This window comes from Epilithonimonas sp. 33E, assembly GCF_059372615.1.
Genome location: NZ_CM182009.1, coordinates 2,592,209 through 2,612,133 on the forward strand (window position 1 = coordinate 2,592,209; position 19,925 = coordinate 2,612,133).

The following is a 19,925-nucleotide window of genomic DNA, read 5'->3' on the forward strand; positions in this document are numbered from 1 at the left end:
TTTATTTTTTTAATGAATTTATTTTTTAATAAACTTGACCGATTTTCCATCAATATTCAAAATGTAAGTATTTGGAAGTAATGACTGAACGTCAATCGATTTTTGATTAACAAAAGGATTATTGATTTCTTTTATCAACTTACCGGAAAGGTCATAGATCTTTGCCGATTTTGCCTTGCTGATTTCCCCATTGACATAAAGCTGATGAACAACCGGATTTGGATAAATATTGAAATCGAAAGTTCTATCCGTAATATCATTAATTCCCAAAACGCCCAAACCTTGACAATAATCAGATGCATAACTTGTCCATTCATTAATATCAAAAGTCGCTGTCGGATTAGTGATTTCTGGCTTTCTGTAAAGTGATTTGTTACCATTAGCATTATCCTGACCTTTAACACCAACTGCATCTACAGTTGATGATTTGTAAGATAAATCAACGTATTGTCCACCTGTAAAAGTAAGAGAAGGGGCAGCCGTTACAAATTTAGCATTAAGATTATTGAAACAGCTGAAATTAGCATTAGGATTAATCGCAACAAAGCTTTGATTGTTTTCTATCTCGCCTTCCAATTCAAATGGTTCTCCAAAATAATACACCGTTCCTTTATACTGTATGTACAACTTGTAGCCATTAAGATTGACTTTGTGGCCGGTTCTGTTGGCAATTTCGAACGCCTTATTATTTCCGGTTCCTTCCAGATATTTAACTATTTGCAAATCTTTTGCAAATATATCTGACTCCAAGGTTGTCACATTCATCGTATTGCTCTGCGCACTTTCCAGATATGACGTGTCATAAGCTTTAACCGTAAAGTTATAAGTTGTATTTGGGGTTAAATGGTCTGCCGAGAATGAATTGGTTTTTGAAGTTCCAATCAAGACATTATCCTGATAGATCCTGTAACCCAACACATCAGATTCCGGACTCGCCTGCCATTTTAGATTGACAAAATAAGCCGAATTTCTCTCCATAGATAATTGTGATGGCGTTGAAGGTGGAATGTTATCAGGTGTCTGATTCCAGATCAAATTGACCCATTCCGGGTGATCAATAAAAGGATTTCTGTTTTTCTGAATACTATAAACGGAGTTATTGCGGGTTATTTCTCTTGCTGAGACCGGATCTTGTTGATGCCAGTTAAGCAGCATTGCGATATACCAGTCGTCGTAAGCTTTTTCTTCTGTTCCATTGAGTGGGTTTTGATCCTTTGTCGGATCCGCATTTGTACTGTAATTAAAACCTCCTAATTTCCCCTCATATCTCACTACGAAATATAGTAGTGATCTTGCAACATCGCCTTTGAACTCATCAATTGGCTCATAAACTCTTCCTGTATAAATTGCACCGGGTGTACCGTTGGAAGCTTGTTTTGAACCATTTGTGAAATTATAATAAACTGTGGATCCTGCTTTCCCATAAGGATAATTGCTTCTTAACTGATTAATTCTTGCATCTGTGGGAACAACAAAAAACAAATCAGAATACATCGGATATGCACTATTAAAAGAACTTTGTGGCATCATATGCTCCCGGTTCCAGCCAAGGCCTTCTGCATTGGCACTGCTGATTATATTACTCAATGTATAATGATATGCCGTCGTCCCAGTTGGATTGTTGGAATAGATATCTAATAAATAAGTCGTATTGCTAGCATCATAATCGTAATACTTATCTATATCCGTCTGTCCATACAAAGTTTTCAGATCATCATAATGCCAGTTGTAATTCTTAGAAATAATATCGTGAAGTTTACTTTTCAGAGCATAACCAGAAAGACCTTCGGTTCCGGAATAGTAGCCTGCAGGTGCTTGAGCATAGGCCAAAACCGGAAGAATGGCTAATGTCAACAAGTACTTTTTTATCATATCTCAATTTTAAAAAGTGGAGGATAAAAGTATCATTTTTTTATCACATAACTTTTATTATTTTGAAATTGATTATTAATAATTGTTTATATTATTTTGAAAAATAAAAAATCCCTTTAGTCAAGGGATTTTTATTAAGTATACTTTCTTACTCTCCTGCGATGATATTGTGTAGTGTAAGCCTGAGACTTTCTAATTGCTCTTTTTTACCATCCAGTTTCTCATAGGTATCTTTCAAAAGTGGATTATCGCGTGTTGGCGAATTGAAGAAAGCCAAATTATTTTCCAATTGTACAACCTCAGCTTCCAGATCTGCAATTTGATTTTTGATTTTTCTGGCTTTATCGGTCAATTGGCTTTCTGACAGATTTTCTTCCTTCAAATCAAACTCATTGATTTTGTTGAGTTTTAACTTCTCTCTCAAAGCTTTGTTAAATTCCGTATTAATTGACAACTTATCTTTGGGAACTTTTCCGATAGCATTCCAGGAATTTTTGATATTCTCGATTTTTTCAACAGAACCGTCTTCGTCTGTCAAAGCTTTCAGCTCATCGAGAAGTGCTTTTTTGTTTTTATAATTTTCTTTCCAGTTATCGCCGGCTGCATTATTCTTTTCTCTATAATTTTTGAAAAACGTATTACAAGCATCACGGAAGTCATCCCAAACTTTATTCGCCTGACTTCTGGGAACGTGACCAATTTTTTTCCAGTCTTCCTGTAGTTTTTTGAATAATGGGACCACGGTATCCCAATCTTCAGAATTCATATTATCCTGAGCTGTTTTGATTAAGGCTTGTTTTTCTTCAAGATTCTGAATCTGAGATCCTTTTAGATTCTTATAAAAATCATTTTTAGCTGTATTGAAATCCCTAAGAGATTGTTTGAAATCTGTCCAGTTTTGATTGGATAATTTCTTTGGAACAGCGCCTAATTTCAGGAACTCGGATCTGATCTCTTCTACTCTTTTAATGGCTTGCTGCCAATAGGTATGATTGATGTTCTGAGGAGCAGAAAGTGTTTTCAACTCTTCAATGATCTTATTTTTCTTTTCAAGATTTTCAAGTTGTTCAGTTTCTATAACTGCAATCAATTCAGATTTTCTTTCATGAATTTTATTGGAAATCTCTTTGAATTCTTCCCAGGTTTTTTCACGGAATTCTTCTGCAACAGGCTCCGCTTCTTCTTTCCAAAGCTTATGAAGATATTGCAATTCATTCAATGCTTTTTGAACAACCTTCTCATCCAGCAATTCTTTTGCTCTTTGGATAATATGTTGTCTTTTTTCAAGATTATGAGCAAATTCCTGCTCCAGATATTCTTTATTCAAATCCAACATCTCATTGAACATTTTAAGATGATGGAAGTAATTGTTATTTAGATTTTTGAACTCAGATTTAGCAACCTGACCTGCATTTCCCCAGGCTTCTTTGATTTCTCTTATCGATTTGAAAAGATTAGTTCCCGGTTCAGAATTGGTGTAAAGGTTTTTCAATCGCTCAATGATTGCCAATCTTTCTTGCAGATTTCCCTGATGTTCAGCTTCTTGTTGTTTATGAAATTTATCTTGTTTTTCTTTGAAAATATTGACAAGAGCAGACAATTTGGAAGCCTGTGGATGATGATATTCGAAATGTTCTTCAGGATTTCCCTGTTCCAGGTACTCGTGTTTTTTGTCTTCGATTTCGTCAGACAATTTGTGATTTGCCTGTTCCCGCAATGCGTTAAAACGTCTGGAAAAAGATGACGCATCGTCTTTGTTGACTATTTTTTCCATTTCGTCCAAAGCTTCTTTTAAAGAATAATGAGAAAAATCTTCCTCAACAACTTCGGTTTCCTGATGTTCAGATTCGGTTTCGGTTTCTGAATTTTGACTGGTAACTGTTTCTTCTACTGGTTGATTTTCAGCAGCATTAGTTTCCGGATTCAAATTTTCATTCTCAGGATTTTCATTTTCAATACTCATAACAAAGCAAATTAATTGACAAAAACAACTTTTAGATGCACTAAATTAACTGTTTTTTACAGAAAACACCAAATATAAATACTAAATTTCTAAAAAAAACATTAAATATATATTGAAATGATTAATCCGATATTTAAAATTAATATTTACTTGACATAGGCTCTTTGATGTCGTATCTTTGCACCTCGCAAAAATTTAACCGCAGGCAAGTCCTGTAAAAACAAATAAAATCCGTAAATTTTATGAAAACATCTGATTTCAATTTCGATTTGCCAGCAGAGTTATTGGCAGAACACCCGTCAGAAAACCGTGATGAGGCAAGGTTGATGGTTCTTAACAGAAAAACTGAAACTATCGAGCATCGCCTTTTCAAAGATGTTATTGATTATTTTGATGAGAAAGACCTTTTCATTTTTAATAATACCAAAGTTTTCCCTGCAAGATTATTCGGGAACAAAGAAAAAACAGGAGCTAAGATTGAAGTTTTCCTGTTGAGAGAACTGGATGCAGAAACGCGTGTCTGGGATGTTCTTGTGGATCCTGCAAGAAAAATCAGAATCGGTAACAAATTATTCTTCACAGAAGATGAGTCTCTTGTAGCGGAAGTTATCGACAACACGACTTCAAGAGGAAGAACACTGAGATTCTTGTTTGATGGTTCTTATGAGGAATTCCGCGCAAAATTGACAGAACTTGGAGAAACACCACTTCCAAAATATATCAAAAGAGAGGTTGAGCCGGAAGATGCAGAAAGATATCAAACCATCTATGCCAAAGTTGAAGGTGCTGTAGCAGCTCCAACTGCAGGTCTTCACTTTTCAAAACACTTGATGAAGAGATTAGAGATCAAAGGAATTGATTTTGCAGAGATCACACTTCACGTTGGTTTGGGAACTTTTAACCCAATCGAAGTTGAAGATCTTTCCAAGCACAAAATGGAATCTGAAGAAGCGATTATCGATGAGAAGAACGCCGCGATTATCAACAAAGCTGTAGAAGAAGGACGCAGAGTTTGTGCCGTGGGAACAACGACGATGAGAGCTTTGGAAACTTCTGTTTCTTCTAACAAAAAAATCTCAGCTTACAGAGGTTGGACCAACAAGTTCATCTATCCACCTCACGAATTTGGTGTAGCCAATGCAATGATTACCAACTTCCACACGCCTAAGTCTACTCTGATTATGATGATTGCCGCTTTTGCGAACAAAGATTTCATCATGAGAGCTTACGAGGAGGCTATCAAAGAAAAATACAAATTCTACTCTTACGGAGACGCGATGTTGATTCTTTAAGATTTGAATTTTTCAAAAACAGAATGCACAATTTTTATAGTTGTGCATTTTTTGTTAAGCCACAAAAGTCACAAAGATTTTTATTGAATATTTTTTCAATATATAACAAGTTCACAAAATTTTCTTTTTGAACTTTTAACGTATCCATTCAATTTTGTCCTTTTGTAACTTTTGTGGTTTCAATCTCCATTATTTTCATTAATTTCATCCAATGAAAGCACTTTCCTTTTTCGCATTATTATCCATTACATTTTCCTGTTCACAGACTCAGGAGAATTTTTCAACACTAACGAGTCTTCCCAAAAAGCTGAAAGAAGCTTCGGCTTGTGAAATTTCAAAAGCATCGCCTTTGATCTGGACGATTGAGGACAATCATAATCACAATGTTCTTTTTGGGTTTAATGAAAAAGGAGAATTAATCAGGCAAATTACCATCTCTAATGTTGAAAATAATGACTGGGAAGATTTGACTTCTGATGATGAAGGCAATATCTACATCGGTGATTTTGGAAATAATGATAATAACAGGCAGAACTTAGCCATTTATAAAATTAATGCTTCGGATTTGAATAAGGATGTGGCTAAAGCAGAATCAATTGTTCAGTTCTATTATCCGGAACAGATGGAATTTCCTCCAAAGAAAAAAGACCGCATTTTTGACGTTGAATCGTTCTTCATCCATAACAACAATTTTTTTCTTTTCACTAAAAACAGAAGTTCAAAATTTGATGGAACAACTGTTTTGTATGAAGTTGATAACAACTCCACTCAAAAATTACCTGCTAAGAAAATCGGGAGTTTTGTGACCTGCGAACAGTTCAATCATTGTGCTGTGACCAGTGCAGACATCAGCCCGAATAAAGATAAAGTAGCTATTTTAAGCTCCGATAAAGTCTGGATTTTCACCAATTGGAAAGGCAATAATTTCTTCTCCGGAAACGTCGAAAAAATTGAACTGAATCATCACACTCAGAAAGAAGGTTTGTGTTTCAAAGATGAAAATACAATCTTAATGACCGATGAAGGCAACAAAACACACACAGGAAATCTTTATCAATTGAAGTTGAAATAACCACTCAATTACAATAATCTGGAAGCGGAAAATTTCGCCACAAAATCCTCAAACTCTTTTCGATAACTCCTGCCAACGGGAATATTGTATTTGCCCAAATTCAATTCATTATTATTAAAAGCAGATACATATTTTGAATTGATTAAAAAAGACCTGTGAATCCTTACAAAACCCCTATCAGAAAGTGAATTTTCCAAATCTGTCATTTTATTTTTTGTAATGATTTTTTTTTCATTTTGTAAAGTAATTTTGACATCATTTCCCTGACTTTCAAAGTAAAGAATGTCAGATAAAATGATTTTCCGATTCAATCCATCTGTCTTTACAATAATGAAATCTTCAACTTGTTCATCATAAGAAATATTTCTCAACACACGCTCTACAGATTTGAAAAATCTCTCGAATGTAATTGGTTTCAGAATATAATCAACCGCTTCCAATTCAAATCCTTCTATGGCAAATTCGCGGTAAGCTGTTGTGAAAATGGTTTTAGGTTTTCGATTTAAGGATTTCAGAAATTCGATTCCGTTAAGATTGGGCATTTCAATATCGAGAAACATTAGGTCAACAGGTTTTGTCTGCAATATTTGATAAGCTTCGATTGCGTTTTTTGCAGTTGCGACCAGTTTCAGAGAATCAATCTTTGAAATATGGTTTTCCAAAAGCTTTACAGCCAGAGGTTCGTCATCAATTATAATACAATTTATCATTCTGTTGCAGGCGTAATAATTTCTACTTCAAACCAATTTCCGATTTCTGAAACATTAAATTCAAATTGATTCTCATAAAATATCTTCAATTGCTCTTCTATATTATTTAATCCCAAACTTTCACGTTCAGATTTTAAAGTTTCTGAATAGGTATTTTTGATTCGAAAAACAGATTGATTTTCATCCGTTTCAATTTCAATATTAATTTCAATATTTCCAGCCGATTTTCCAGCGCCGTGCTTAAAGGAATTTTCAACCAAAGAAAGATACAACAATGGCGGAATCTTATTTTCAGAGTTGAGCTTTTGTGTTTTGAATATTTTCAGACGTTCGTCATATCTCAGTTTTTCAAGCTCAATATAATCATCAATGATAGAAATCTCATCCGAAATATTAACCGTTTTATTCTGACCTTTATAAAGAACATAGTCCAAAATTTCCGAAAGTCTGCTGATAGATTCTGAAGTTTTACCTGAATTAATAATGGAAAGCGAATAAATATTATTGAGTGTATTAAATAGAAAATGAGGATTAAGCTGCGATTTCAGAACCTTTAATTCTAATTCTGCTTTTTCCTTCAAGAGTTTGGTTGTGTTTTGTTTTTCACTTTTATATCGCAGCATAAACATCACTGAAACAAATGCAAAAGCTCCGGTAATAATAGAAAAAGTATAGCTAATCAACAGATATCTGATATCTGTAACAATGCTATAAATGCTGTCCTGTGGAAAATTACAAAAGAAAGGTTCGGCTATGTAAACAATAAAAAGACGATTAATAACAGAAAAGACATACAGAGAAACAACCAGTAAAGCGGAAAATAAAAAGTACTTTTTTCGGTCGAAAAAATGCTTTATAAGAACATAATAAATAAAATTGGCGCTGATAATCTGAAAAATCCAATGGCATAGATCATAGTAAAAAATCAATTGAATATTAGCATCCTCATATTCTCCGTAGTTCCTCGCCTCAATCAACATAAATAATGCTGTCCAAAATAAAATTTGAAAGCCAATGTTTGATTGATATTTTTTCCAAGTTCCGATTTTCACAATCTTCAAAAATATAAATTATAACCCGATAAAATCTCTTATGAATGCAGAATCGGCAAATCGAATGACAAACAGCCAGAATTATAATTTAAAATACAGAAAAAGTAATCCACATAAAAATCTCCTCTTTCCGAACATCACTTTAAAATTGCAATGAAAATCCCACCATCTTGCAAGAAAAAATTAAATGCAGACAACATCTTCTCAAAGATTCAATGGATTAGACCATCTAAGAACCATTGCAATTCTTTTGGTATTAATGTATCATTATCGAGCTTTTATACATCCAGATTGGATAGATATTTATGGGCGTTTTGGCTGGACAGGAGTTGATTTGTTCTTTATATTAAGCGGTTTTCTGATTTCAAATCAATTATTTCAGGAAATTAAAAATAAAGGGGAAATTAATCTAAGATCATTCTTCATAAAACGTTTTTTCAGAATCATTCCGCCTTATTTTTTCACATTACTATTATATTTCTGCTTTCCTTTTTTCAGAGAAAGAGAATCGCTTTCGTCTTTATGGAAATTTCTCACCTTCACTCAGAATTATGGCTTAGATGTCATCAACAAAGGAACGTTTTCACACGCTTGGTCATTGTGTATTGAGGAACAATTCTATCTGATTCTGCCTTTTTCATTTCTATTACTCATCAAATCAAAAACATTGAAATATCTAATTGTTATGATTGTATTCATTATATTATTTTCAATTTTTGCGAGGTATTTTTCTTGGCAGGAATACGTTTTTCCAAATATCAATTCGAATGAATTTTGGAAAATCTGGTATATGAAAATCTATTATCCAACGCACACAAGATTGGACGGATTGGCTATCGGCGTTTTAATTGGATATCTTTTTCAATATTCTTCAAAATTCAGAAAATTGATTGATGAAAATGGTAATTTGTTTTTGCTGTCAGGTTTAGCTTTTCTTGGTTTCTCTTTATGGGTTTGCAATGACCAATCTTCTGAATTTGCATCGATATTTGGATTCACATTCGTTGCTATAAGTTATGGTTTTATAGTAATTTCTGCGATTTCTAAATCTTCGTTTATAAGCAAATCAAAAAACTATTTCACAACTCAATTAGCCAATTTATCTTTTACAATCTATCTTTCTCACAAGGGAATTATCCATATTATTCAAAGCCTGATAGAATTTTACAAAATTCCTATTTCGGAAAATTTGTTATTGATTACCTGTTTAATCGGATGTATTACTGGAGGATTATTTTACAGATATCTTATTGAAAAACCGAGTTTAAAATTGAGAAATAAAATCTCTACTAATCTGTCTTCGTAAACGAATAAAGCAACATATCCGTAAGAAATTCTTGTCTTTTTTTGTAATCGTTTTTCAACAAACCTTCAAACTCGAAATTGCAGAATTCCGCTACTTTTTTGCTGGCAATATTGTCTGGTGCGATTTTCATAAAGATTCGAAGCATTTCTTTTTCATTCATACAAAAATCACGAAATGCTTCCAATGCTTCATAAGAATATTTATTACCCGAAAAATCATTAAAAATAAAGTATGCCAACTCACCTTTTGGAACTGTCCAGTCGATTTCCCTTACAGAAATATGACCGATCAATTCATCTGATTCCTTGAGAAAAATCCCAAAGTAGAAACCTTCTTCACTTTTAAAACTTTCAATCTTTTTTTGGAAATACAATTTGGTTTCTTGCAGAGTTTTCGTAACACTTAAAGTTCTCGAAAAGTAATCTTCCAGATAAGTTTTGTCATTTTGAAATTTAGTATAAAATTCCTCAGCAAAATCTAGCGAATAAGGTTTTAGAAGCAGTCGTTTGGTTTCAATCATCATTACATTTTAAAAAGTCCCGCCAATCCCGACAACCAATCTTCCTCCGTCTGACGATGTAAAATAAGAAATATTGGCAGAAATCGCATCAACCGCATTCAGCCAAAATCCACCACCGTACGAATTATGCCATTTATTAGAACTTTCATTCGGATTCCAAACTCTACCTAAATCAAACCCGCCGAAAAATCCATAGCTCAAAGGTAAAATTGAATTCTTGATTTTACCGACTTCATATCTCAAATCCGAGGTTTGATAAAAAGAATTTTTCCCATAAAAACGGTTAAAACGGAAACCTCGCAAATCTTTGTTTCCGCCCAACGTCGCCATTTGATAAAACTCGTAATCGTTACCAAAAAGCCATTTTGCCTTCGCATAAGAAGACCAAACCAATCTTTGATTTTTCGTCAGATAATGCAGGAAACCAAGTCCTGTTTCCAGTGAAGTATATTGTCTGTCCGTGTTTTGAAGATTCATATTCCAAACCGTTCTGATATCGAATTTCATTCCCAATTTTGGATTCGCTTTGTTATCATAATTCTCATAATTGAACGACAAATCGGCTCCACCAAACTGTTTCGATTTGAAAACGTCGTCATTGATGACACCAGGAATTGAAATATAGCGATTAGCCGTTCTATCGATTTTCAGAATTTCATAATTCAGTTTTGCGGAGAATGTTGACGCATTTTTGTTCCAGTTAATAGACGGCGAAAATCCAAACTCCCGAGCTCTGACATTATTAAAGCGATCTCCAAATTCTTCCTTCGGATTAACTGTCTCATTACCAATGCCGTAGAAATTCCTGATGTAATGAGAACTCGTGACCCTCGTATCCAAGCCGTAAAACCACTTACCTTTCAACAATGGAAACATGCCCTGATAAGCCAGTTCATAACCTCTCGTTCCTGTGAAATAATTGGCTGTAAAATGGTGTTTCTGAGAAAACGGATTCTTGATAAAATCATTCACAGTATAATCTGCATTAAAACCAATCGCCAAGGCATCATCCGGATTGAAATTGAAATTCATAAATGTGGTAAAAACATTATATTTCGGGTTTCTGTAGTTGTACTGGTTGATGTCATAGTCATCAGTCAACTTCAGAGTTGCACTTCCTTTATTTTCGAAATTGTTCGGTTTACTTTTATAATCGTAAATCGTCACTTTCCTGGAGTTGAAAACCGAATATTTATCGTTATCCAAACCTCCCAAAAGTTTGATTTTGATACTCGAATGTGGTTTTCCTTCAACAATAAATTCGTCATCGTCATCCAGACCATACAATATGATTTCTTTGGTCATCAATCCAGAATAAAGCTTGGATGATTGCAATTCTTCACCAGCTTTTTTCAGTCTGATGATTTTGACTTCGGTTTCGTTATTCGGTAATCTGGTGACTACAAACTTGTCTTTTTTGTCAGTTCCGGTCAATACCACTTTTTCCTGAAGGAATTTGAAATAAGCCGAAGCATATTTTTGAAGGTCATTTTTTCTCGTCAGTAATTTCTGAATCAAATCTTCTGAAACTTTATCCTGAACTTCTTTTGGAAGATTTTTAAAAGCTTCTCTGATGTCATTTTCCGATAAATGATTTTGAATAAATTCTGCTAAACCCTGCCAGTCTTTTCCATTAGAATTTTTAGCAAAAATCAAATCCAACGGATAAGGTTCACGGTTAAACCACTTCACGCTTTCAATCTGATGATCAAAAGTCTGCATATGCTTCAGCTCAGGAAATTCCATCAGGATTCCCGTGATAAAACCGTCATATTTTGAAAAAGCCTGGTCTCTGTCTTTCGGAATCGGGCTGTAAATCACGTTGCCATTTTCTTTCCTGGATTCGAATTTCCATTGATCGTGATGCCTGTCCCAATCGCCAATCAGCATATCGAACAAACGTGCTTTGATCCACGCTTTTTCATCCATTTTATATTTTTCATCTTTGGCAAGATTCAGGATTACTTCATCAGTTCCGAGAACTTTGTTCGGATTTTCCTCGGTTTCCATTGGTCGGTCTTCGAGATAATACAATTCATTTCCAAAATTCTCATTGAAATTTTTAAGAGTTTTCTGTTTTGGAATGTAAAATAACTCCGGTGTTGTGTGACGAATTCCCAATTTGTCTGCCATTTCACCAATTACCAGAGGCGTGTACGGATGAGAAGTCGTGTAAAAATCCAGCAAAAATTTGTCCGCATAACTATCCGAAAAATCATCAATTACATATTGATTTTTGAACGCCACAGCCTGCAAAAATCTCACACCGCTTTTTTTCAGCGCACGAATCACGTATTCATTTCCGGATTTAGTTTCCAGACGAAGGGATTTGGTTTGATGTCCGCCTCCTGCTCTATCGGGTTTCACGCCACCAAATAATGTATCCAATTCCAGATTTTTGACATTGATTTTTTTCGAATAATATTCACGGTAATGTTTTCCCCAAAGAAATTCATAGAATTTGCTTTTCTTCGTCATCGCAGAATCATAAATCGAGGCTTCTGTATTTTGAGGAAATTGATTCGGGTAATCTTTCGCAATTTTCGATTCGTTTTCTAAAACCGTTTTTCTGAATAGCAATTCCGATTTTTTTTGATTAAGACTGTAAAAACTCACTTCAGCATTTCCTGATTTTGAGATTTTCAGTTCTGCGTATCCGTTTTTTCCAAATGAAAAATCATTGCTTCCAACGGCTTTTGCAGATTCCGTTTTGGAACCTGCGCCGCTAACGATTTGCCTTATGTCACCTTGCTCGATGTATTGCAGATTGTGGTCGTGACCAGAAACTACGATGACATTTTTTCTTCCGCTAATCAATGTTTTCAGTCGGTCTGCCAGATTTTTATAATTCTGATTGCTGATATCCTGATGCGTGATTCCGCCGGTTGCCCTTGTCAAATTGATAATTGAACCTAAAACCGGGAGTGGAATTTTATTTTCCAAAGGAAAAATCTGCTTTTCCCAAGAATATTTTCCGCCGTGTGAGCCGTTCGTCATCAATGGATGATGTGTTGCCACAACAATGGTTTTGTTCTGATTTTTATTCAATTGGTCTTCGAATTCTGTGTAGAAATCTTCTCTGGTTTTGAGGTCACACTTTTCATTGATGCCTGGATTCTTGTCCCAATTGGCTAAAACCCATTCCGTATCCACTAAAATCAAAGTCAGTTTTTTGTTGATTTTTCTGGTTTCGATGGGACAGCCGTTTCTTGGTCCGAAAGCCGATTTGTCATTCAGTTTTTCTGTGACATAAGCTTCTTCTCTTTTCAAACCTTTGATGCCGTTGTTGTACCAGTCGTGGTTACCGGGAATGAAAACCGTTTTTCCTTTGAACTGTTGAGATAATGAAATCTGGTTATCCATTTTTTTCTCCGCCAAAGCTCTATGTTCGTCCTCATTTTTTGGCATTCCGACTGGATAAATATTATCTCCCAAAAACATCAAAGTACTATTTTCCGGAGCTTTGGATAATGAATCTTTCAGAATATTCATATTATGGAAAGCTTCGTCCTGATCAAGATTCCCAGCATCACCAACCAAATAAAAAGTGTGAATGACGCTGTCTTTTATCGTTGGATTTTTGGCAAAATATTTGGCGTTTTTTCCGTAGTCAGCATTTTGGACGGCGCAAGAAACCGCAACGAACAGAAGTATAATAAAAAGATATAATTGGTATATGTATCTCATAAATGATTTTCAATATTTAAAGGTAATCTATTACCGATGAATTTCACGCAGCCCTACTTGAGCGGACTCTTCTAGAACCTCAGAGTGACAATCGGGAGCCCTTCGACTTCGCTCAGGATAAACTGCAGGCGGATTAAGCTGCCATAAATAAAATTAAATATTTAAGTTAAAGGCTTCGACAAGTTCGACCTGACGATTTTGATTTCAAATATTCACGAAATTAGTCAAACTCTAACAATATTTAACAAAATTAAAATTAATAAGCTATAAATACTTTCTTAAATTTGTTCCAAATTGCTTTTATGGATATTTTGAAAATTTCGGAAGATTATGTTAAAAATTTATTCAAAGATAGATTATCTTCTGCTTATACTTATCACAATCTTGACCACACGATTCAGGTTGTTGATAAGATAAAAATCCTTGCAAAAGAAGAAAACATTGGTCCCGAAGACACAGAAAATCTGCTTTTGGCAGGCTGGTTTCACGATTTGGGTTACATTGATGATGCTGATAATCACGAAGAAGAAAGCCGAAAAGAAGCTGCAAACTTTTTAAAGCAATATGGATTTCCCGAAGATAGAATTGCTAAAATCGGAGAACTGATCCTGGCAACGGACAAATTTTACAAGCCTAAAAATCATCTGGAAGAAATCATAAAAGATGCAGATTTGTATCATCTGGCTTCGGATGATTATTTCAGGATTTGTGAGAATCTGAGACAGGAAATCAAGGAGGTTCATCATCAGAAATTCAGCAAGCAACAGTGGTCTGAGCTTAATATTGTTTTCTTTTCAAAACATCAGTTTTATACCAAATTTGCTAAAGAAAACTGGCAGCCAATCAAAGAAAAAAATGTGGATAAAATCCTTTCTCACATCCAGAATCTGAAAGAAGAAAAAAAGAAAAAAGCGGCCGAAGATAATGATAAAGCACTTCTGAATAAGAAAAAGCTTGAGAAGCTGGAAAGCCCTGAACGTGGTATAGAAACAATGTTCCGGGTGACACTGAACAACCACACCAAACTGAGCCAAATTGCCGATAGCAAAGCAAATATTCTGCTTTCCGTCAACGCGATTATTATTTCAATCGCATTATCATCTTTGATTCCAAAACTGGATGCGCCAAGTAATTCGCATTTGATTATTCCGACTTTTGTGATGGTCATATTCAGTGTGGTTTGTATTATTTTGGCGATTATGTCCACAAGACCAAAAGTATCCAGCGGAACGTTTACGAGAAAGGAAATAGAGGAGAAAAAAGTAAACCTTCTGTTCTTCGGAAATTTCTACAAAATGCCAATGGAAGAGTATCTCTGGGCGATGAAAGAAATGATGAACGACCGACAATATTTGTACGATACAATGATAAAAGACCTCTATTATCTGGGCGTTGTTCTCAACAGAAAATATAAATTACTTAGACTGACTTATACCGTTTTCACAATTGGAATTATTGTTTCTGTGGTAGCTTTTGTGGTGGCTTTTCGGAATGTGACGGTTTAGAAATTTAAATTATGCCAAAAATTTATAATAACAGAAACTCAGAAATAGCGCCTTGCATTATTTCCAAAGTAAAAAAAGCTTTAAAATTAAAAGAAAAAGAACCTAATAATACAAAAAATTGTAGCTTAGAATATTGGAATGAGGCAGTTGATATTGTTGGTAAAATAAATAATTGCAATTCAGACACAATAAGACTGGCAAAGGAGAATTATAACTTATTTATTAAATAAATTTTATTATTTAATAACAATCTAAATCCCTTCTACAAACTCATAATCCACATCTTCTGCCTCATAATTAACCGCAACACGCAAAGCTCGCAAACCGTTAATTCCCTGTAAATCTTCAACTTCCAGTTCTTCTATAGTTGAAAGTACATTTTGGTCCTGAAGGATTTTGATTAATTTCAAATATTCTTCACGTTCCCTATCCTGAGAATAGATAATGCTAATTTTTCCGGGTTGTGTGATACGTTCGTCAGAATTTTTGACCTGGGATTTGTCGATACGTTTTTTAATCATTTCGTAGCGGGCATTATAACTTCCGTCCACATCAAAACGTTTTTCATCCATCCTGAATCTGATACTGATCGGCGTGCTGTAAACTAAAATCAAAGACGAAACATCCAGAGAATAATCCAGCGTTTCTTTATATTTTTTGTAATGCAATTCGGATTCGCAAATCACACGCAATTGCCATAACCTTAAATTCTTGAGGAAAATCGGGTCGTAAGTCAACTCCGGTTCAATTGATGAACCGATATACATATTATGTTCTACACCGTCCGTCTTGAAACGCTCGTAGTAAAACGGAAATCTTTGCTGTTGCTCTTCCTGACGTTTGTCCAGGATATCCGCCAAAAACTTATTGACCGATGACAAACTATCATCAAATTTCTTCCTGAACTGATAAACCAATTCCGTTTTAGAATCCAATTGTTTGTGATAATCTGTAACGATTTGATTATAATTCACATTCTGAAGCTTGATGGACTCCAGCAAAGGATGAACTTCGTTATGAATAAAATTCTGAACCTGACTTTCTGTGTCGGCTTTTAAATCTTTTGCCAATAATTCTTGAAAATGAATCAGTTTTAAATTAATGGATTCCAAATCATTATCAGAACTTAGATCCTTGAAAACATCAGAAATCAGCATCAGATTGATTTCCAAATCTTTTTTAATTGCCAGGTTCCTCGAAACCGAAGAGTTCCTGATATCTGTCTGTCCAAAAAGTGGCGTCAGATTTTCGAAAGTGATTTTTCGGTAAGGCAAATCAAATTCTTCTCTGTAGAAACCAATGTGGCGTTCCGCTTCCTGTCGGAATTTCCAATAAACACTTGGATGTATCGCTGTATATTCCCGTTGGATAATCGCTTGGATTCTTGTCTCAATCCCATCATAAAGTCTGTCCATCGTATCTTCAAGATATGGCATCACGATTTCCATTTTTTGAGCATTGATGCTGTTCAGCATTTTCTTTCTGGAGACGAGTTCGATAATTCCAAGAACTTTTTTGTTTTTGATAATAGGCGCAAAAATTGCGCTTTTGATTCCCAATTCGTAGAATTGCTTGGCAAAATCACTGTCCGGAAACTCCCGGTAAACTTTCTCAACATCAGAAATGCTGAAGTATTTTCTGGATTCTACTAATGTGTTAAAATTCTTTTCACAAAGCAATTCATTTCTGGAATGATTCAATCCTGACAGAATAAAACTATCAATCACACCATTGATGGGCGTTTTTACAAATTTGTTTTCTTCGTGATTGATGGATGTATAGCCCAGTTCCAAATCAGGAACCTGAAAAATAGAACGGAAAATCTTGTTCAGTTCCGGTTTCAGATTTTCATCATCTTCAAGATTAATCAACTTGGTTTTGAGATTGGAAACTGCAATTTCTGTTGTGGCGTCAAAGAAATTAACGACAGCAAAACCCTTCAGTTCCCAGCTTTTTGGCGGAAATTTTTCTTTCCACAATTCGTAATCTTCAAAATTATCCAGCAATTCAGAAATCTCTTCTTCTGTCAATCTTTTGAAATTTTCCAGCGGATTAACATCAATAAAATCAACATTATTCAAAAAACGGTAATGGTTCACAATACCTTCCTCATTCGGAATATCGAAAATAAACGGCATCGAAAGATTGAGCGGAACATTATAAAAATTTCTCAAAATAATGCAACAGCTCATTACATAAAAACGATGCGGATCAAGACCTTTAATAAACATATCAAAGTTTTCGCCGGCATTTTTAAGGATGTTCTGAAAACGTTGTGTAGGATTGAAAAAGAAATTATAAAAAGGAAAACCAATTGCCTTGATTTCATTTCCCGTCAACATTGGCGGAAAAAGATCACGCAAAAGCTCCTTCATCAAGGTTTCATTTTTCTCAAAGAAATTAAGATTTGTAATACCATTCAGAAGTTCGGGAAATTCTTTCGCTTTATCCAGAATTCTCTGATGTGACAGCGCATATTCTGGGTTATCAGAAGCTTCTGCTTCCATTTTCTCGATGAGCTTTTCAAAGGAAAAATTCAGTATGAATGGGCTGTCGTAAAAGGCTTGGAACTTCATCTGGTAAAAATCAATGCAAATGTAAGAATTATCAATCTATTAATAAAGTCGAATTATAATTCCCAATACTTTAAGTTCAATAATTAAAATTACCGTTTCCAAATCATAATTAATTATTAATGTAAAACTTAGCTAAGAAATTATCTTTCAAAAAAACGAAAACTCAAGATTATCAAATGTATCTATCGTTTCATTATTGGATTTTTAAATTGTTACATTAAACGTATCTTTGCAAAAATTTTCAGAAAACATTGAAAGATATCCGCACACTTTCCCTCGATCAGCTCAAAGATTACTTCAGCACAATTGGTGATAAGCCGTTTCGTGCCAAGCAAGTCTATGATTGGCTGTGGAGTAAGAATCTGCACTCTTTTGATGAGATGACAAATCTTTCAAAAAATCTTCGTGATAATCTTTCCCGCGATTTTTTCATCAACCCGATTGCTGTCGATCTATTACAAAAATCAACAGACGGAACCATTAAAAACGGTGTCAAGCTTCACGACGGATTAATGGTAGAATCGGTTCTGATTCCGACAGAAACGCGTTCTACGGCCTGTGTTTCTTCTCAAGTTGGTTGTTCTCTGAACTGCGAATTCTGCGCCACAGCCAAACTAAAAAGAATGCGAAATCTGGAAGTTGCAGAGATTGTAGACCAAGTCGCATTGATTGACCGACAAAGCAAAGAATATTTTGACAGGCCACTCACAAACATCGTGTTTATGGGAATGGGCGAACCGATGATGAATTACAAAAACGTTGTCGAAGCTATCCATAAAATTACGAAACCGGACGGTCTGGGAATGTCGCCAAGAAGAATTACCGTTTCAACATCCGGAATTCCGAAGATGATAAAAATGCTCGCAGATGAAGAACTGAAAGTGAAACTGGCGCTTTCACTGCACTCAGCAATTGAACATAAACGTAATGAAATAATGCCTTTTTCTGATAAATTTCCTTTGACTGATATTATGGATTCGTTGCAGTATTGGTATCAGAAAACAGGTTCTCCGGTCACTTTTGAATATTGTGTCTGGAAAGGAATCAATGACGGCGATGAAGATATCAAAGCATTGATTAAGTATTGCCGACAAGTTCCAAGTAAAGTCAATCTCATCCAATACAACCCGATTGGCGAAGGAAAATTCGACCACAGAAGTATTGAAGCCGAGCAAAAATATGTCCGCGAACTGGAAAAAGCAGGAATCACGATTGTTGTCAGAAAAAGCCGTGGCGGCGATATAGACGCAGCTTGTGGACAATTAGCTAATAAAACGGCGGAGTAATTCCTTAACAATACTTTAATCCATAAAATTTTACGTTCAAAAAATCAATTCTTATTTTTACAGAATATGAAAAGGATTTTTTACATCTTATTGATTCTCTCTGGGTTTCAAATCTCAGCACAGAAAACGCAATCACTGAATCTAAAGAAATACAAAATTGCTGTTTTGAGTGATTCTTTAAGGGAATCATCAGGCTTGACAAATATTAATGGAAGACTTTTTTCGTTCAATGACAGCGGTAACACCAGCGAAATTTTTGAAATAAAACCAGGAAGTTCAAACATCGAAAAGACCTTTCAAACCGGTCTCAAAAATATCGATTGGGAAGCTATTACAAATGATGGTGAAAATTTTTATATTGGAGAATTCGGGAATAATCTGGGAACAAGAAAAGATTTGAAAGTGTATCAAATCCCTTTCAGAAATGATTCTTTGATGGTTAATTCTATCAAGACCATTCCGTTCTTTTATCCTGAACAAACCGATTTTACACCAAAAAACATCAGTAATAATTTTGATGCAGAAGCGATGATTTTCTTGGATGGGAATATTCATCTTTTTACTAAAGAATGGATTACGAACACGGTTTCACATTATGTAATTGACAAAAATCTGACAGAAAACCAGCCAGCTCAGAAACTGGAAAGTTATGATACAGGATTTGTAGTGACGGATGCTTCTGTTTTTCAAGATAAATTATATGTTGTCGGTTACACCAAAAATGCGTCGGTTTATCTTATGGTTTTTGACAAAGATGAAACGGGGAATCTTTTCTTCAATAAGCCTCCAAAAAAATATGCTTTGGGAAGAGCCTACAATATTGGACAAATCGAAGGTATTACGACAACTGAAAAAGGAATTTATATTTCAGGAGAGCGATTCAGCATCAAATTCAAAAAAGTACCGCAAAGTCTCTATTTTATTCCGTTTAAAGATTTAGAATAATTATATTTGTAGAATAATAAGTAGATGTTATAAGAGAGATGTTAGATAGTAAACTAATATTTTCTGCTAAAATCTATTATTAATAATTTTGGTCAATTGATAGACAACTGCTCAACATAGCCCCGATTGCAGTGAAAAT

The 19,925-nt window shown here is 34.7% G+C and carries 14 protein-coding genes; 7 read left to right on the plus strand and 7 right to left on the minus strand.

From position 1 onward, the window contains the following. Positions 1-18: 18 nt before the first annotated feature. Both AC5P2S_RS11895 and AC5P2S_RS11900 read right to left on the minus strand, forming a co-directional pair. Positions 19-1,872, minus strand: coding sequence for an endonuclease (locus AC5P2S_RS11895; protein ID WP_494554993.1), 1,854 nt, complete (start codon positions 1,870-1,872; stop codon positions 19-21). A gap of 148 nt (positions 1,873-2,020) precedes the next feature. Further along, a complete protein-coding gene (locus AC5P2S_RS11900; protein WP_494554994.1) occupies positions 2,021-3,835 on the minus strand; it encodes a DUF349 domain-containing protein in 1,815 nt (604 codons plus the stop codon). A gap of 242 nt (positions 3,836-4,077) precedes the next feature. Between AC5P2S_RS11900 and queA the strand changes: the two genes are divergently transcribed. Then, a complete protein-coding gene (gene queA, locus AC5P2S_RS11905; RefSeq protein WP_120212981.1) occupies positions 4,078-5,127 on the plus strand; it encodes a tRNA preQ1(34) S-adenosylmethionine ribosyltransferase-isomerase QueA in 1,050 nt (349 codons plus the stop codon). A gap of 211 nt (positions 5,128-5,338) precedes the next feature. Beyond that, on the plus strand, positions 5,339-6,199 hold the full coding sequence (locus AC5P2S_RS11910; protein WP_494554995.1) for a hypothetical protein: 861 nt from the start codon (positions 5,339-5,341) through the stop codon (positions 6,197-6,199). Positions 6,200-6,207: 8 nt separating this feature from the next. On the opposite strand, the gene AC5P2S_RS11915 is transcribed toward AC5P2S_RS11910, so the two are convergent. Both AC5P2S_RS11915 and AC5P2S_RS11920 read right to left on the minus strand, forming a co-directional pair. After that, entirely contained in the window at positions 6,208-6,909 is a 702-nt protein-coding gene (locus AC5P2S_RS11915; RefSeq protein ID WP_494554996.1) for a LytR/AlgR family response regulator transcription factor, read from the minus strand. Continuing rightward, a complete protein-coding gene (locus tag AC5P2S_RS11920; protein WP_494554997.1) occupies positions 6,906-7,961 on the minus strand; it encodes a sensor histidine kinase in 1,056 nt (351 codons plus the stop codon). The genes AC5P2S_RS11915 and AC5P2S_RS11920 overlap by 4 nt, the downstream gene beginning before the upstream one ends. 187 nt (positions 7,962-8,148) lie before the next feature. On the opposite strand from AC5P2S_RS11920, the gene AC5P2S_RS11925 reads away from it, so the two are divergent. After that, positions 8,149-9,267, plus strand: a complete 1,119-nt coding sequence (locus AC5P2S_RS11925) for an acyltransferase family protein (RefSeq protein WP_494554998.1) — start codon at positions 8,149-8,151, stop codon at positions 9,265-9,267. Here AC5P2S_RS11925 and AC5P2S_RS11930 read toward each other — a convergent pair. Both AC5P2S_RS11930 and AC5P2S_RS11935 read right to left on the minus strand, forming a co-directional pair. Further along, positions 9,251-9,790, minus strand: coding sequence for a GNAT family N-acetyltransferase (locus AC5P2S_RS11930; RefSeq protein ID WP_494554999.1), 540 nt, complete (start codon positions 9,788-9,790; stop codon positions 9,251-9,253). The two genes, AC5P2S_RS11925 and AC5P2S_RS11930, sit on opposite strands and share 17 nt — an antisense overlap. A gap of 6 nt (positions 9,791-9,796) precedes the next feature. Beyond that, a complete protein-coding gene (locus AC5P2S_RS11935; protein ID WP_494555000.1) occupies positions 9,797-13,474 on the minus strand; it encodes a metallophosphoesterase in 3,678 nt (1,225 codons plus the stop codon). A gap of 302 nt (positions 13,475-13,776) precedes the next feature. Here AC5P2S_RS11935 and AC5P2S_RS11940 point away from each other — a divergent pair, with 302 nt between their 5' ends. Both AC5P2S_RS11940 and AC5P2S_RS11945 read left to right on the plus strand, forming a co-directional pair. Then, positions 13,777-14,979 carry a Pycsar system effector family protein gene (locus tag AC5P2S_RS11940; RefSeq protein WP_494555001.1) on the plus strand — a complete coding sequence of 401 codons (1,203 nt, stop codon included), beginning with the start codon at positions 13,777-13,779 and terminating at the stop codon, positions 14,977-14,979. Between the two features lie 11 nt (positions 14,980-14,990). Continuing rightward, positions 14,991-15,209, plus strand: a complete 219-nt coding sequence (locus tag AC5P2S_RS11945) for a hypothetical protein (protein WP_494555002.1) — start codon at positions 14,991-14,993, stop codon at positions 15,207-15,209. A gap of 21 nt (positions 15,210-15,230) precedes the next feature. Here AC5P2S_RS11945 and AC5P2S_RS11950 read toward each other — a convergent pair whose 3' ends face one another. Continuing rightward, positions 15,231-17,555 (minus strand): GAF domain-containing protein, encoded by a 2,325-nt coding sequence (locus AC5P2S_RS11950; RefSeq protein WP_494555003.1) that lies wholly within the window; start codon positions 17,553-17,555, stop codon positions 15,231-15,233. A gap of 251 nt (positions 17,556-17,806) precedes the next feature. On the opposite strand from AC5P2S_RS11950, the gene rlmN reads away from it, so the two are divergent. Together rlmN and AC5P2S_RS11960 are read left to right on the plus strand one after the other, a co-directional pair. Next, positions 17,807-18,841: a dual-specificity RNA methyltransferase RlmN gene (gene rlmN / locus AC5P2S_RS11955; RefSeq protein WP_120212972.1), complete on the plus strand. Its 1,035-nt coding sequence runs from the start codon at positions 17,807-17,809 to the stop codon at positions 18,839-18,841. Positions 18,842-18,907: 66 nt separating this feature from the next. After that, positions 18,908-19,786, plus strand: coding sequence for a hypothetical protein (locus AC5P2S_RS11960; protein ID WP_494555004.1), 879 nt, complete (start codon positions 18,908-18,910; stop codon positions 19,784-19,786). The last annotated feature ends 139 nt before the right edge of the window (positions 19,787-19,925 follow it).

Coding starts and splice junctions, on each gene's coding strand:
- AC5P2S_RS11895 (WP_494554993.1), bottom strand. CDS start 1,872: ATGATAAAAAAGTACTTGTTGACATTAGCCATTCTTCCGGTTTTGGCC.
- AC5P2S_RS11900 (WP_494554994.1), bottom strand. CDS start 3,835: ATGAGTATTGAAAATGAAAATCCTGAGAATGAAAATTTGAATCCGGAA.
- queA (WP_120212981.1), top strand. CDS start 4,078: ATGAAAACATCTGATTTCAATTTCGATTTGCCAGCAGAGTTATTGGCA.
- AC5P2S_RS11910 (WP_494554995.1), top strand. CDS start 5,339: ATGAAAGCACTTTCCTTTTTCGCATTATTATCCATTACATTTTCCTGT.
- AC5P2S_RS11915 (WP_494554996.1), bottom strand. CDS start 6,909: ATGATAAATTGTATTATAATTGATGACGAACCTCTGGCTGTAAAGCTT.
- AC5P2S_RS11925 (WP_494554998.1), top strand. CDS start 8,149: ATGCAGACAACATCTTCTCAAAGATTCAATGGATTAGACCATCTAAGA.
- AC5P2S_RS11930 (WP_494554999.1), bottom strand. CDS start 9,790: ATGATGATTGAAACCAAACGACTGCTTCTAAAACCTTATTCGCTAGAT.
- AC5P2S_RS11935 (WP_494555000.1), bottom strand. CDS start 13,474: ATGAGATACATATACCAATTATATCTTTTTATTATACTTCTGTTCGTT.
- AC5P2S_RS11940 (WP_494555001.1), top strand. CDS start 13,777: ATGGATATTTTGAAAATTTCGGAAGATTATGTTAAAAATTTATTCAAA.
- AC5P2S_RS11945 (WP_494555002.1), top strand. CDS start 14,991: ATGCCAAAAATTTATAATAACAGAAACTCAGAAATAGCGCCTTGCATT.
- AC5P2S_RS11950 (WP_494555003.1), bottom strand. CDS start 17,555: ATGAAGTTCCAAGCCTTTTACGACAGCCCATTCATACTGAATTTTTCC.
- AC5P2S_RS11960 (WP_494555004.1), top strand. CDS start 18,908: ATGAAAAGGATTTTTTACATCTTATTGATTCTCTCTGGGTTTCAAATC.